A 13,756-nucleotide genomic window follows, 5' to 3' on the forward strand; every position below is an offset into this window, starting at 1 on the left:
GGAGCTTAAGAGCATGACCGAACTGTCCGTCGGCGACCGCGCCCCCGATTTCGATCTCGAGACCGACACCGGCCGCGTCAGCCTGTCCGGGCTGAAGGGCAAGACGGTCGTGCTCTACTTCTATCCCAAGGACGACACCCCCGGCTGCACGACCGAGGCGATCGACTTCTCCGCCGCCCGCGACGACTTCGCCAAGGCCGGCGCGGTCGTGGTCGGCGTGTCCAAGGACACCGCCAAGAAGCACGGGAAGTTCCGCGCCAAGCATGACCTGAAGGTCGAGCTGGGCGCCGATCCCGAGGGCGGCATGGTCGAAAGTTATGGCGTCTGGATCGAGAAGACCCTCTACGGCCGCCAGTACATGGGCATCGACCGCGCCACCTTCGTCATCGACGGCGAAGGCGTGATCCGCCACATCTGGCGCAAGGTGAAGGTTTCGGGCCACGCGGCCCAGGTTCTGGAAGCCGCTCGCGCCCTTTAGGGAACCGCCTGACCGCCTCCGCATTAGGCATCAGACACCGCGAAAACGGCTTCATGCGTCATTAACCATTAATGATGCATCTTTGCCGCGCCTGCGTGTGCTTTTCGCCTCTTGCACCGCTTCTTAAGTTTGTGCCCTTATCCCGGCCGCTGTGAGTAATTGTGCGGGGTGGGCATGACACGCTTCAGGCGACTGTGGCGATCGCTCCATGAGCTTTTTCCGGAGAGGCATCTGTATGTCCGCTCCGGCGGCCAGATGCGTGGCGTCGTCCTCACGCCGGTCAAGCAGATGGTCATCGCCGGCGGCGTCGCCGGCTTCGCCCTGTGGACGGGCGTCTCGACCGTCGCGATGCTTATCAACGCTTCGTCGCTGAACGCCGCTGACCAGCAGGTCATGCGCATCAAGGCGCAGAACGAGCGGATGAACGCGGACCGCCAGGCCCGTCTCAACAGCGCCATCGCCCAGCTTTCCGCCGTCAACGGCTCGGTCGACGACCTGGCCGCCTCGGTCGAGCGCCGTCACGCGGCCCTCGCCATGCTTGTCAGCGACTTCAAGGGCGCGCCCGGCGCGGTCGAGGCCCTCAAGCCCGCCGCCCCTCGCCTGGCCGACGCCAATCCTGTGGAGCGCATCAACGCGACCCGCATGGATCAGGAACGCATCATCCAGTCGGCCGAGACGTACGCCAAGACCCGGGCCGAGCGCCTGCGTGTCGCGTTCCGTCTCGCCGGCCTGAACCCGGAATCCTACGTCAATCGCGGCGGTTCGCTTGGCGGCCCGCTGATCGAGGCGAAAGACCCCCGCGCCCTGGCCGCCGTGCTCGACGTCGAGCCCGACTTCGCCATGCGCATCCAGCGCGCGTCGTCCAACATGTCCGACATGCGCAGCCTGTCGAGCGCCGCCAACCGACTGCCCATGGGCCGTCCGGCGTTCGCCGTGAAGACCAGCGGCTTCGGCGTGCGCTTCGATCCCTTCACCCGCCGCCCCGCCCTGCACTCGGGCCTGGACTTCGCTGGCGGCGTCAACACCCCGATCAGCGCCACGGCGCCGGGCGTCGTGTCCTTCACCGGGGTGCGCTCCGGCTACGGCAACACCATCGAGATCGACCATGGCGGCGGCTTCAAGACCCGCTACGCCCACCTTAACGCCATCGGCGTGCGTCCGGGCCAGCGGGTCGGAGTCGGCCAGCGGATCGGCGGCATGGGCAACACGGGCCGCTCCACCGGCCCGCATCTGCATTACGAGGTCTGGGTCAACGGCAAGGCGCAGAACCCAGACCGCTTTGTGAGGGCCGGCGATTATGTTCAGCAAGCAAGCAGCTAAGGGCGGCGCGTCCGTCGAGAACCTTCCAGCCGTGCATGACGGCGGTCGCCGCAACAGCGGCCCCAAGGTCGCCTCGCTGATCGGCGCCGACATCTCGATCAAGGGCAACCTGTCCGGCGGCGGCGATCTGCACCTGGACGGCACGATCAAGGGCGACGTCAAGGTCGAACGCCTGACCATCGGCGAGACCGGCCACGTCCAGGGCGCCATCACCGCCGAGACGGTGGACGTCCGCGGCCGCGTCTCCGGCGCCATCACCGCCAAGCAGGTCCGCCTGTTCAGCACCGCCCATGTGGACGGCGACGTCACCCACGAGCAGCTGTCGATGGAGATCGGCGCCTACTTCCAGGGCCGAAGCCTCAAGCTCCAGCGCCCGGCGCCCGCCGCGGCGCCCCAGCCGGAAGCCGACGTCGTCGCCCTTCCCGCCGCCGAGTAAGCAAAAGGCCCGCTGCGAAGCGGGCCTTTTCCATTTCTAGCCTTCCACCGCGTCCCGGGTGGCGCCGACCCGCTGGGCCAGGGCCGCGCCCATGAACTGGTCCAGATCCCCGTCCAGCACCCCCTGGGTGTCCGAGGTCTCGACCTCGGTCCGCAGGTCCTTGACCATCTGGTACGGCTGCAGGACGTACGAGCGGATCTGGTGGCCCCAGCCGATGTCCGTCTTCTGGTCTTCCAGCGCCTGCTGGGCGGCTTCGCGCTTCTGCAGCTCCAGCTCGTACAGGCGGGCGCGCAGCATCTTCCAGGCCTCCTCGCGGTTCTGGTGCTGCGAGCGGCCGGCCTGACAGGCCACGGCCACGCCGGTCGGGATGTGCGTCAGACGCACGGCTGAGTCCGTCTTGTTGATGTGCTGACCGCCGGCGCCGCTGGCGCGATAGGTGTCGGTCCGCACGTCGGCCGGGTTGATCTCGATCTCGATGGTGTCGTCGACCACGGGATAGACCCAGGCCGAGGCGAAGCTGGTGTGGCGCTTGGCGGCCGCGTCATAGGGGCTGATGCGGACCAGGCGGTGCACGCCGGCCTCGGTCTTCATCCAGCCATAGGCGTTCGGCCCCTTGATCTGGAGCGTGGCCGACTTGATGCCCGCCTGTTCGCCGCTGGTCTCCTCGATCAGCTCGACGGTGTAGCCGTGGGCGTTGGCCCAGCGCGTGTACATCCGCAGCAGCATGCCGGCCCAGTCGTTGGACTCCGTGCCGCCGGCACCTGAATTGACTTCCAGGTAGCAGTCGTTGCCGTCGGCCTCGCCGGACAGCAGCGCTTCCAGCTCGGCGCGCGCGGCGCGCTCCTTCAGGCCGCGAAGCTGGGCGCGGGCGTCCTCCAGGGAGGCCTCGTCGCTCTCCATGTCGGCCAGCTCGGCATATTCGACCGCGTCCTTCAGCTCGCGCTCAAGGCTTTGCACGGCCTCGACGCGGGCGGCCAGGGCGGCGCGCTCACGGCTCAGGGCCTGGGCTTCGGACGGGCGATCCCACAGGGTCGGGTCCTCGACCCGGGCGTTCAGCTCATCGAGCTTGCGAAGCGCAGGCTCCCAGTCGAGACGCCGGCGCAGCAGCCCGATCGACTGCTCGATGTCGGCCGAGGCGGCCTGGACATCCGGTCTCATGTGACACTCCTAGAATTCGAGCGGCGCAGATAGCGTGCGCGGCCCGTCAATACAATCCGCTCAGGTCCGGGTCGCGCTTGGGCGGCGCCTGTCCAGGAGCCGTCGGGGCGATCTGGCCGTAGGGGATCGGCCCCGTGGGGATCAGCGGCGTGGTCACCGGCTTGGGCTCGGTGCCCGGACGGAACGCCTCACGCATGCCGCGGACATAGCCGAACTTGGCGTTCTTCGGCTCCTTGAACGGGGTCGGCGGCACGCCCTTCATCGCTTCCTGCATGAAGTCGATGAAGATCGGCACGCTGGCCACGCCGCCGGTCTCGCTGGAGCCCAGCGAGCGGTTGTCGTCGAAGCCGACGAAGACGCTGACCACCACCTGCGGTGTGTAACCCACGAACCAGGCGCTGCGGTACTCGTTGGTGGTGCCGGTCTTGCCCGCCACCGGACGGCCCAGGACGCGGACCTGGGTGGCGGTGCCGCGCTGAACCACACCTTCCAGCATCGAGGTGATCTGATAGGCGGTGATGGGGTCCATCACCTGCTGGCCGGTGATCGGCAGGCGCGGGCTTTCCTCGCCGTTGAAGCCGGCGTCGCACTTGGGGCACTCGCGCTTGTCGGCCCGCAGCAGGGTTTTGCCTTCGCGGTCCTGGACCAGCTCGATCAGATGCGGTTCGACCTTGCGGCCGCCGTTGACGAAGGGCGCATAGGCGGCGGTCAGGCGGAACGGGGTGGTCTCCCCGGCCCCCAGGGCCATGGCCAGCACTGGCGCCATCTTGTCGGTCACGCCCGCGCGGACCGCCATGTCTGAGATCTTGCGCATGCCCACGCCCTGCGCCAGGCGCACGGTCATGGTGTTGCGCGACAGCTCCAGGCCCCGGCGCAGCGGCAGCGAGCCGTAATATTCGTGGTTGTAGTTCTCGGGGCTCCAGACCTCGCCCTCCTTGGCCCCGACCAGACTGATCTGGGCGTCGGCCACGGTGCTGGCGGGGGTGTAGCCGTTCTCAAGCGCGGTAGCGTAGACAAACGGCTTGAACGACGAGCCCGGCTGGCGCTTGGCCTGCGTCGCACGGTTGAACTTCGACAACGAGAACGAATAGCCGCCCACCATGGCCAGCACGCGGCCGGTATGGGGCTCCATCGCCACCAGGGCGCCATTGACGATCGGCACCTGCTTCAGGCGATAGCCGCCGTTCTGGGCGGGCTCGACGAACACCAGGTCCCCGGCCGAAAGGCCCTTCCCCGCCCGGGCCCAGGCCACGTCCTCGGACGCCAGCAGGCCTGGCGCGCCGTCCTTGGCCGGCCGCACGCGCACCGAGCCGCCAGACACGCTGTCGACCAACGCAGCCTGCCAGGCGCGACGCTCCGACGGCGGGCTCTTCTTCAGGGCGGCCTTCTCCCAGCCCTCGGCCACCTCGACCTGGCCCCACGCGCCGCGCCAGCCGTGACGGCGGTCATAGCGCTCCAGCCCTTCCATCAAGGCCTCGCGGGCGGCGGTCTGCAGGCGCGGGTCCAGAGTGGTCCGCATGTAGTAGCCGCCCTCGTTCAGGCGCGGTCCCAGGGTGTCGAGAGCGCGGCGGCGCACCTCCTCCACGAAATAGTCGGCATCGCGATACTGGGCGCGGGTCGGCGCGGGCTGGACCTTCAGGTCCTCCTTCATCGCCGCCTGCGCCTGGGCGCGGGTGATCCAGCCGGCCTCGGCCATCTGGCCCAGGACCCAGTTGCGGCGCTGGACGGCCCGGGCCTTGTTGCGGATCGGGTGATAATTGTCCGGCCCCTTGGGCACGGCGGCCAGATAGGCGGCCTCGGCGATGGTCAGGTCGTTGATCGCCTTGCCGAAGTAGTTGTAGGCGGCCACGGCCACGCCATACGAGCGGTAGCCGAGCCAGATCTCGTTCAGATACAGCTCGAGGATCTGCTGCTTGGTCAGGCTGTTCTCGAGCCGCTGGGCGAGGATCGCCTCCTTCAGCTTGCGGCCTACCGTCCGGTCGGACGTCAGCAGGACGTTCTTGGCCACCTGCTGGGTGATGGTCGAGCCGCCTTCCAGGCGACGACCGCCCACGGCGTTGCCGACATTCTTGATCATCGCCCGCGACAGGCCGCCCACGTCGACGCCGCCGTGCTCAAAGAAGTTGCGATCCTCGGCGGCCAGGAAGGCATAGATCAGGTGTGGCGGAATCTGGTCGTAGCGCACGAAGATGCGCCGCTCGCGCGAGAACTCGCCGATCAGCGTGCCGTCCCAGGCATAGACGCGCGTGGCGGTCGGCGGACGATAGTCCTGCAGATCACCGGCGTCCGGCATGTCATGGAAAAGCCAGGCGGCATACACAGCCACAGCGAAGCCCGCCAAGGCGATGACGCTGAGCGCCGTCAAACCGGCGATCGCGGCCCACTTTTGCAGCGGTTTCAAGCTCGACTGACCTCCGCGGAAAACTGTCCCGCAGACCGTCCTCTATCGTGCTCCGCGCAGGGCGCCAACGGGCGTGTGGCCGCATCGACCGCTGAAGGTGATTTACCGGGCGGCGAGCCGCGTCTGCTGAGCAAAGTAGGCGTCGATGGCGTCCCCGATGGCGGCGGCCACGCGGTTGCGAGCCGCCGGATCGGCCAGGCGCGCCTCGTCGTCGGGATTGGTCATGAAACCCATCTCGAACAGCACGGCCGGCACGTCCGGCGCCAGCAGGACGACGAAGCCAGCGTCCCGGTGGCTGCGGCGCAGCAGCGGCACTTCCGCGCCGACCTTCTCCAGCAGGGTCTCGGCGAACAGGGCCGAGCGGTTCTTGGTGGTGCGCTGGGTCAGGTCGAGCAGGATCTGGCTGACGGCCTTGTCGCCGCCCGACAGGCTGGCGTTCATGAACCAGTCGTTCTTGCTGGAGACTTCGGCGACACGCGCCTGGCCCTTTTCAGACAAGGTATAGACGCTGGCGCCCTGGGTCGTGGGATTGGGGCCGGCGTCGGCGTGCAGCGAGATGAACAGGTCGGCGTCGGCGCGGCGGGCGATCTGCACCCGGCCTTCGCGCGGGACATAGACGTCCGTGTCGCGCGTCATCAGCACCTTGTACTTGCCGCTGCGCTCCAGGCGCGCCTTCAGCGCCAGGGCGGCCGGCAGGACAATGTCCTTCTCTTTATGATGCGCGCCGATGGTGCCCGGATCGTTGCCGCCGTGCCCAGCGTCGATCACCACGACCTTCTTCAGGCGCAGCGGCGGCGGGGCGACGGTGGAGATCGGCGTGGTCGCCAGGGCGGCCTTGGTCTCGGCCGCCTTCGGCGCTTCCGGCGCGCCCTTGGCCCGCAGGTCGATCACATAGCGATAGTTGGTCGCTCCGTCGGACGGCGGCAGCAGGAAGCGGCGGCGAACCTCCGCGTCCTGGCGCAGGTCCAGGCTCAGGCGCGCGCCGCCGGCGGCTTCCTCGACCACCCAGGCCTTCACCAAGCCATAGCCGGCGCCCTGAAGGTCGCCCGTGACGGTCGTGCGCGGCATGGCCAGGACCACACGGCGGTCCACGGCCCCGTCGGCCAGAAGCTTGGCGCTGGTTTCCTTGTCGAGCTCCAGCACGACGCGGGTTTCAAAGCGGTCCCCGCCGAATTGCACCTTGGTCAGGCCGGCGGATTCAGGCCCCTGGGCGAACGCCACCGCGGCCGCGCCAGCGGCGAGCGCCGCCGACAGCGCCAGCGCCGTCCACTTGATCCCAGAACCCTTAACCCTCGCGCCCATCAACCAGAGCCCCGAAAACACACCGCCTTGGCGCAGATCCTGTCATCTGGACAGATCATGGTGAGCAAGTGGTTAAGACGCCGCACACATCGCGACGCTTTCCTTTTTCGGCCCGATGTTGCAAAAGTACGCGCGCGTTCGCTGCGCCTTTGACGACGCGCGATATCGCACCCCGGCCCGCGTCGGGTCAGAGCCGTCACTATCGGCATCGACGCGTCATCCGATCCGCGCCTAACCGGCGCGTCAGGGAATTGAACCCATGGGCTGCGTCGCACACGCCCGCATTCGGCTTAACGCCGCTCGCCAGATCCGCTTCGGCGGCGCGAGCAGCGTCGTCGCGCGCGCCCTCATCACAAGCCGGCGCCCGGGCTGCATGCCTGCCGCGCGCCGTGGAGATCGCCTTAATGTCGAAGAAAATGTTGATCGACGCCGCTCACGCCGAAGAGACGCGTGTGGTGGTCGTGGATGGAACTCGCGTCGAAGAGTTTGATTTCGAAAGCCAGACCCGCAAGCAGCTTCGCGGGAACATCTATCTAGCCAAGGTCACCCGCGTGGAGCCCAGCCTCCAGGCGGCGTTCGTCGAATACGGCGGCAACCGTCACGGCTTCCTGGCCTTCAACGAAATCCACCCGGATTACTACCAGATCCCCGTCGCCGACCGCGAAGCGCTGATGCGCGAGGTCGCCGAGGAAGATGACGATCATCATCACTCGGCCACGCCGCAACTGGACGAGGATGGCGAGCCGATCGTGCGCGCCGTCTCCGATCATGATGACGACGACATGGAAGAAGAAGTCGAGCGCCGTCGCCGTCGCTTGATGAAGCGCTACAAGATCCAGGAAGTGATCCGTCGCCGGCAGATCATGCTGGTCCAGGTCGTCAAGGAAGAGCGTGGCAACAAGGGCGCGGCCCTGACCACCTATCTGTCCCTGGCCGGCCGCTACGGCGTCCTGATGCCCAATACGGCGCGTGGCGGCGGCATCAGCCGCAAGATCACCACGGCCACCGACCGCAAGCGCCTGAAGACCGTCGTCCAGGGCCTCGATGTCCCGCAGGGCATGGGCCTGATCGTCCGCACCGCGGGCGCCAAGCGCACCAAGCTCGAGATCAAGCGCGACTACGAGTACCTGATGCGTCTGTGGGAGAACATCCGCGAGACGACCATGAGCTCGGTCGCCCCGGCGCTGATCTACGAGGAGGAAGACCTCGTCAAACGCGCCATCCGCGACCTGTACGACAAGGATCTCGACGGGATCTGGGTCGAGGGCGAGGCCGGCTTCCGCGAAGCCCGCGACTTCATGCGCATGCTGATGCCGTCGCAGGCCAAGAAGATCCAGCAGTGGCGCGAACCGACCCCGCTCTATGTGGCGCACAAGGTCGAGGACCACCTGTCGCAGATCTACTCGCCGGTCGTGCCGCTGCGTTCCGGCGGCTACCTGGTGATCAACCAGACCGAGGCCCTGGTGGCCGTGGACGTCAACTCGGGCCGCTCCACCCGTGAGCGCAACATCGAGGCGACGGCCCTGAAGACCAACCTGGAAGCGGCCGAGGAGGCCGCCCGCCAGATGCGCCTGCGCGACCTCGCCGGTCTCGTCGTGATCGACTTCATCGACATGGACGAGGGCAAGAACAACCGCGCCGTCGAGAAGAAGCTGAAGGACTGCCTGAAGGACGACCGCGCACGGGTCCAGATGGGCAAGATCAGCGCCTTCGGCCTGATGGAGATCAGCCGCCAGCGTCGCCGCTCGGGCGTGCTGGAAGCCACCACCCACGTCTGCGAGCACTGCGAAGGCGCCGGCCGCGTCCGCACGGTGGAGTCCTCCTCTCTCACCGCTCTGCGCGGCATCGAGATGGAAGCCCTGCGCGGCGGCGGGGAGGTGATCCTGAAGGTCAGCCGCGCGGTCGGCCTCTACATCCTCAACGAGAAGCGCGCCTATCTGGCCGGCCTGCACCAGCGCCACGGCCTGTTCGTGGTCGTGGTGATCGACGAGCTGATGCACTCGGGCGATTTCGAGATCCAGCGCAACGGCGAAGCCGCACCCCGCCCGATCCCCGACTACGGCATCCCCGCCCTCTCCGCTCCTGAACCCGAGGACGACTTCGTCGCCGAGGAAGAGGAGGAAGAGGACGACGAGGAGATCGTCGACGAGAGCGAGGATGAGGACGAAGAAGAGTCCTCCGAAGCCCGCCCCCGCCGCGAGGAATCCGAAGGCCGCAATGGTCGCGGCCGTCGCCGCCGTCGTCGTGGCGGTCGCCGCGACGAAGAGCGTCCGGAACAGGCCGCCGCCCCGGCTGGCGATGAAGAAGACTTCGACGCCGATGGCGACGAGGGCGATGACGAGGACGGCCCGCGCCGTCGCCGACGTCGCGGTCGTCGCGGCGGTCGCCGCATGCGCGACAACTCGCGTCCGGCCGACAGCTTCACCTGGACCCGTCCGCGCGTCCCGTTCGGCGACGATCCGTTCGTCTGGCACGACGTAGCCGATCTCGACGGCTCGCAGCCGCGCCCGGCCAACGACGCCGCTCCGCGTCCGGCCCGCGAACCGCAGGCCGCCGTTGCTGAAGCCGCGCCGGTCGAGGCCGTCGCAGCTCCTGCCGAGGAAAAGGCCGCCAAGCCGGCCCGTCGTGGTCGCGGCCGTCGCGGCGCTGCCGCCGTCGAAGCCGTCGAGGCGGCTCCTGTCGAGGCCGTCGCCGAGGTCGAAGCCGCTCCGGTGATCGAATCGGCTCCGGTCGAGGACGTCTGGGTCGAACTGCCGGCCAAGGACGAAGCCCCGAAGAAGCCGCGCCGCACCCGCTCGCGCAAGAAGGCCGAACCGGAAGCAGAGACCGCCGAAGCTGAAGCCGAAGCGGCTCCGGCCCCGGAACCGGTCGTCGCGGCCGCGCCCGAGCCCATCGTCGTAGCTCCGGCCGAACCGGAGCCCGAAGCCGCCCCGGCAGAGCCCGATCCGAACGAGATCAGCGGCGCTGCGCCGGCCAAGGCGCGTCGCGGCTGGTGGCGCCGCTAGGCAGGCGTGCTTAAGTTGGTGCGGGCGCGGGGGCGCGGTCTGGAGTTTCTTGGATGACCTCGCGTCTGCGACCCGCCCGACGCCTTCTGAGCCTGGCGCTCGCCGCCGTGGTCGCGGTCGGATCGATCCTTCCGGCCGCCGCCAGCGCTCAACAGGGCGTGTCGCTGATCCGCGACACCGAGATCGAGGAAATCCTGCTGGAGGATTCCAAGCCGCTGTTCGCTGCGGCCGGGATGGACCCCAACAGCGTCGAAATCCTGCTGGTGGGCGGCAAGGACCTTCAGGCCTTCGCCGGCCCGGGCGTCATGGGCGTCTATACCGGCCTGATCCTGCAGTCCGAGAACCCCAACCAGCTGCGCGGCGTCATCGCCCACGAAATCGGCCACCTCCAGGGCGGCCACTCCTTCCGTCGCGGCGAGATGCAGCGCGCGGGCCTCAAGCCCATGCTGCTGACCATGGGTCTGGGTGTCCTGGCCGCCTTGGCCGGCGCGCCTGACGCGGGCGCCATCCTGGCCGGCAACGCCAGCTACTTCGGCACCCTCGGCGCCCTCGGCTACAGCCGCGAGCAGGAAAGCCGCGCCGATCAGGCCGGCGCCACCCTGCTGGAGAAGACCGGCCAGTCCGGTCGCGGTCTCGTCGAGTTCTTCGACAACTTCCGCTACCAGGAGGTCTTCGACGAAAGCCGGCGCTTCGCCTATTTCCGAAGCCACCCCTTGTCGTCGGACCGGATCGAGGCCCTGCGCGGCCGCGTGGAAAAACTGTCGCACTACGACGCCGTCGACAGCCCCGACGACGTGGCCAAGCACGAGATCATGAAGGCCAAGCTGGACGGGTTCATCAATCCGCAGATGTCCCTGGTCCGCTACAAGGAGACCGACGCCTCCTATCCAGCCCGCTACGCTCGTGCGATCGCCTACTACCAGATCAAGGAGCCGGACCGGGCCCTGCGCCTGGTCGACGCCCTGCTGGCCGAGCAGCCGAACAATCCGTACCTGTGGGAGCTCAAGGGCCAGATCCTGTTCGAATTCGCCCGCACCGCCGAGGCCGAGGAGCCCCAGCGCAGGTCCGTGGCCCTGAAGCCGGACGCGCCCCTGCTGCGCACCAATCTGGGCCAGACCCTGATCAACATGCCCGATCCCAAGAAGATCGACGAAGGCATCGCCGAGCTGAAGCGCTCCTTGGTCGAGGATCCGCAGAACTCCACCGCCTGGCGTTTGCTGGGCCAGGCCTACGACACCCAGAAGGAGCCGGGCAAAGCCCGCTTGGCCACCGCCGAGTACTACTTCTCCCTGGGCGCCCTGCAGGAGGCGCGGGTATTCGCCATGCGCGCACGCGAGAACCTGAGCAAGGACACCATCGACTGGCGCCGCGCCACCGACATCGTCCTGGCCTCCAAGCCGTCTGACGACGACCTCAAGCGCATCGCCCGCGAGGGCTAGGCTTGGCCGTTCCCGCCGTTTAGACCGGGCGGGACATCAGGGAGAATCTGCCTTGCGCCGCACCGTGTTCGCCGCCGTCCTCACCTCCGCCCTCGCGCTGGGCGTCTCCGCCTGCGGCGAGCCCAAGGCCGACAAGGCCTTTGGCGAGAAGGTCCGCGCCTACCTGCTGGAGCATCCCGAGATCCTCATCGAGATGAGCCAGAAGCTGGAGCAGAACCAGCAGGCCGCCGCCAACGAGAAGGTGAAGGGCGCCCTGGCCCAGCATCGCCAGGCGCTCGAGCGTGATCCTCGCGACTTCGTGGCCAATCCGGACGGCAAGGTCACGGTCGTCGAATTCTTCGACTACCGCTGCAGCTTCTGCAAGGTGGCGACGCCGGCCGTGGTTCAGCTGATCAAGGAAAACCCGGACGTCCGCTTCGTCTTCAAGGAGTTCGTGATCTTCGGCGCCGCGTCCGAGACCGCCGCCCGCGCGGCGCTCGGCGCCAAGGCCCAGGGCAAGTACCTGGACGCCCACGGCCGCTTCATGGCCGAGAAATCCCTGGACGCCGCCGGCGTCGATCGCCTGCTGAAGGAAGCCGGCATCAATGTGGAGAAGGCCAAGCTGGACGGCCAGAACGCCGCCGTCACCCAGCAACTCAAGGACATCCACGACCTGGCCGTCGCCCTCGGCGTGGATGGCACCCCGGCCTTCTTCGTCGGCGACACGGTCGTGCGCGGCGCCGATATCGAGGGCCTGAAGAAGGCGATCGCCGAGGCCAAGACCAAGGCCGGCTGACCTGTCGGAACTTTAAGCTGCGGGGTCCCAGCCGCCGGTGTAGTCACCGACCAGCGTTCACTTCGGGATCCCGCATGTTCAAGACCATCCTCGCCGTCGCCCTCGCGGCGCCGACGCTCGCCCTCGCCGCCCCGCCGCAGCAGGTCGCCCCTGAAACCGTCAAGGCGATCGAGGCCGTGGCCTACGACTATGTCGACGGCCAGCTGGAGGGTGATCCGGCCCGCGTCGCCCGCGCCCTGCATCCGGATCTGGCCAAGCGCATGGTCAAGACCGCCGACCGGGACGAGACCCTGGCCCTGCGCCGGATGACCAAGGACGAGCTGGTCTCCCTCACCGCCGACGGCGCGCTCAAGACGCCGAAGGACAAGTGGGACCGTCAGGTGCGCGTGGTCGAGGTCGACGCCAACATCGCCATGGCCCGCGTCGAGACGCCGTGGTTCATCGACTACTTCCACCTCGGCCGCTTCGGCGACCGCTGGGTCATCGTCAACGCCTTATGGCACATGAAGCCGCGCCAGGCGGCTCCCGCCAACTAGATCAGGCCAGACAGCGGCGAGGATGGGTCGGCGTACATGCGCTTGCCCATCCGGCCCGCCAGATAGGCGTCACGGCCAGCGATCACGCCGTGCTTCATGGCGTTGGCCATGCGGATCGGGTCCTTGGCCTCGGCGATGGCGGTGTTCATCAGCACTGCGTCGCAACCCAGCTCCATGGCCACCACGGCGTCCGACGCCGTGCCGACGCCGGCGTCCACCAGGACCGGCACCGTGCTCTGCTCGATGATCAGGCCCAGGTTCAGGACGTTCTGGATGCCTCGGCCGGAACCGATCGGCGCCGCCGCCGGCATGATCGCCGCCGCGCCCGCGTCCTCCAGCTTCTTGGCGTAGACCGGATCGTCCGAGCAGTAGACCATCACCTGGAAGCCGTCGCCGATCAGCAGCTTCAGCGCCCGCAGGGTCTCCTCCATGTCGGGCAGCAGGTGCGGCGTGTTCGACAGCACCTCCAGCTTCACCAGATCCCAGCCGCCAGCCTCCCGCGCCAGGCGCAGGGTCCGCACCGCGTCCTCGCCGGTGAAGCAGCCCGCCGTGTTCGGCAGGTAGGTGAACTCGTCCGGCTTCACATAGTCGACCAGCATCGGCTGGTTCGGATCAGTCAGGTTCACCCGGCGCACCGCCACGGTGACGATCTCCGCCCCGGCCGCGCGCGCGGCGGCGGCGTTGGTGGCGTAGTCCTTGTACTTCCCCGTCCCCACGATCAGGCGCGAGTTGAAGGTGCGACCGGCGACGGTCCAGGTGTCGGCTTGGGCGGCGGAGGTGTGAGCGTTCATGACCGGGTTTCTACTCCCCCTGCCGGGCAGGACAACCGCCCAGATCAAAGGAATCCAGCAATCTGTCCGCTTCGACTCGACGCCGGGCGGGATATCGGTTGGCCTGCGTCTTGAT

Annotated in this window: 11 protein-coding genes; 7 read left to right on the forward strand and 4 right to left on the reverse strand. The window is 68.1% G+C overall.

The genetic code is table 11. The features are described from left to right. The first annotated feature begins 13 nt into the window (after positions 1-13). From ABOZ73_RS01125 to ABOZ73_RS01135, 3 genes are all read left to right on the forward strand, one after another. Positions 14-478: a peroxiredoxin gene (locus ABOZ73_RS01125; RefSeq protein ID WP_369060024.1), complete on the forward strand. Its 465-nt coding sequence runs from the start codon at positions 14-16 to the stop codon at positions 476-478. Positions 479-646: 168 nt separating this feature from the next. Next, the gene (locus tag ABOZ73_RS01130) at positions 647-1,798 is read left to right on the forward strand and encodes a peptidoglycan DD-metalloendopeptidase family protein (RefSeq protein WP_369060026.1); all 1,152 of its coding nucleotides are present in this window, start codon (positions 647-649) and stop codon (positions 1,796-1,798) included. Continuing rightward, positions 1,776-2,234 carry a polymer-forming cytoskeletal protein gene (locus tag ABOZ73_RS01135; RefSeq protein WP_369060028.1) on the forward strand — a complete coding sequence of 153 codons (459 nt, stop codon included), beginning with the start codon at positions 1,776-1,778 and terminating at the stop codon, positions 2,232-2,234. The genes ABOZ73_RS01130 and ABOZ73_RS01135 overlap by 23 nt, the downstream gene beginning before the upstream one ends. 36 nt (positions 2,235-2,270) lie before the next feature. Here ABOZ73_RS01135 and prfB read toward each other — a convergent pair whose 3' ends face one another. The 3 genes from prfB to ABOZ73_RS01150 form a co-directional block, all read right to left on the reverse strand. Further along, positions 2,271-3,392 (reverse strand): peptide chain release factor 2, encoded by a 1,122-nt coding sequence (prfB, locus tag ABOZ73_RS01140; protein WP_369060029.1) that lies wholly within the window; start codon positions 3,390-3,392, stop codon positions 2,271-2,273. 46 nt (positions 3,393-3,438) lie between these two features. Further along, positions 3,439-5,793 carry a penicillin-binding protein 1A gene (locus ABOZ73_RS01145; protein WP_369060031.1) on the reverse strand — a complete coding sequence of 785 codons (2,355 nt, stop codon included), beginning with the start codon at positions 5,791-5,793 and terminating at the stop codon, positions 3,439-3,441. Positions 5,794-5,895: 102 nt separating this feature from the next. After that, positions 5,896-7,095 (reverse strand): N-acetylmuramoyl-L-alanine amidase, encoded by a 1,200-nt coding sequence (locus ABOZ73_RS01150; protein ID WP_369060032.1) that lies wholly within the window; start codon positions 7,093-7,095, stop codon positions 5,896-5,898. Positions 7,096-7,499: 404 nt separating this feature from the next. Between ABOZ73_RS01150 and ABOZ73_RS01155 the strand changes: the two genes are divergently transcribed. The 4 genes from ABOZ73_RS01155 (at position 7,500) to ABOZ73_RS01170 (ending at position 12,850) form a co-directional block, all read left to right on the forward strand. Next, a complete protein-coding gene (locus ABOZ73_RS01155) occupies positions 7,500-10,100 on the forward strand; it encodes a ribonuclease E/G (RefSeq protein ID WP_369060034.1) in 2,601 nt (866 codons plus the stop codon). 53 nt (positions 10,101-10,153) lie between these two features. Continuing rightward, positions 10,154-11,539 carry a M48 family metalloprotease gene (locus ABOZ73_RS01160; RefSeq protein WP_369060035.1) on the forward strand — a complete coding sequence of 462 codons (1,386 nt, stop codon included), beginning with the start codon at positions 10,154-10,156 and terminating at the stop codon, positions 11,537-11,539. Between the two features lie 52 nt (positions 11,540-11,591). Then, positions 11,592-12,314: a DsbA family protein gene (locus tag ABOZ73_RS01165; protein ID WP_369060036.1), complete on the forward strand. Its 723-nt coding sequence runs from the start codon at positions 11,592-11,594 to the stop codon at positions 12,312-12,314. 74 nt (positions 12,315-12,388) lie between these two features. Further along, positions 12,389-12,850, forward strand: coding sequence for a nuclear transport factor 2 family protein (locus ABOZ73_RS01170; RefSeq protein WP_369060037.1), 462 nt, complete (start codon positions 12,389-12,391; stop codon positions 12,848-12,850). Here the strand turns inward: ABOZ73_RS01170 and ABOZ73_RS01175 are convergent. Continuing rightward, positions 12,847-13,641, reverse strand: coding sequence for a thiazole synthase (locus ABOZ73_RS01175; RefSeq protein ID WP_369060038.1), 795 nt, complete (start codon positions 13,639-13,641; stop codon positions 12,847-12,849). The genes ABOZ73_RS01170 and ABOZ73_RS01175 overlap by 4 nt on opposite strands. Positions 13,642-13,756: the final 115 nt, after the last annotated feature.

Source organism: Caulobacter sp. 73W (genome assembly GCF_041021955.1).
Lineage (GTDB): Bacteria > Pseudomonadota > Alphaproteobacteria > Caulobacterales > Caulobacteraceae > Caulobacter.

Excerpts from the sequence above, each read along its gene's own strand:
- ABOZ73_RS01125 (WP_369060024.1), top strand. The coding sequence starts at position 14 with ATGACCGAACTGTCCGTCGGCGACCGCGCCCCCGATTTCGATCTCGAG.
- ABOZ73_RS01155 (WP_369060034.1), top strand. The coding sequence starts at position 7,500 with ATGTCGAAGAAAATGTTGATCGACGCCGCTCACGCCGAAGAGACGCGT.
- ABOZ73_RS01160 (WP_369060035.1), top strand. The coding sequence starts at position 10,154 with ATGACCTCGCGTCTGCGACCCGCCCGACGCCTTCTGAGCCTGGCGCTC.
- ABOZ73_RS01175 (WP_369060038.1), bottom strand. The coding sequence starts at position 13,641 with ATGAACGCTCACACCTCCGCCGCCCAAGCCGACACCTGGACCGTCGCC.
- ABOZ73_RS01135 (WP_369060028.1), top strand. The coding sequence starts at position 1,776 with ATGTTCAGCAAGCAAGCAGCTAAGGGCGGCGCGTCCGTCGAGAACCTT.
- prfB (WP_369060029.1), bottom strand. The coding sequence starts at position 3,392 with ATGAGACCGGATGTCCAGGCCGCCTCGGCCGACATCGAGCAGTCGATC.
- ABOZ73_RS01170 (WP_369060037.1), top strand. The coding sequence starts at position 12,389 with ATGTTCAAGACCATCCTCGCCGTCGCCCTCGCGGCGCCGACGCTCGCC.
- ABOZ73_RS01150 (WP_369060032.1), bottom strand. The coding sequence starts at position 7,095 with ATGGGCGCGAGGGTTAAGGGTTCTGGGATCAAGTGGACGGCGCTGGCG.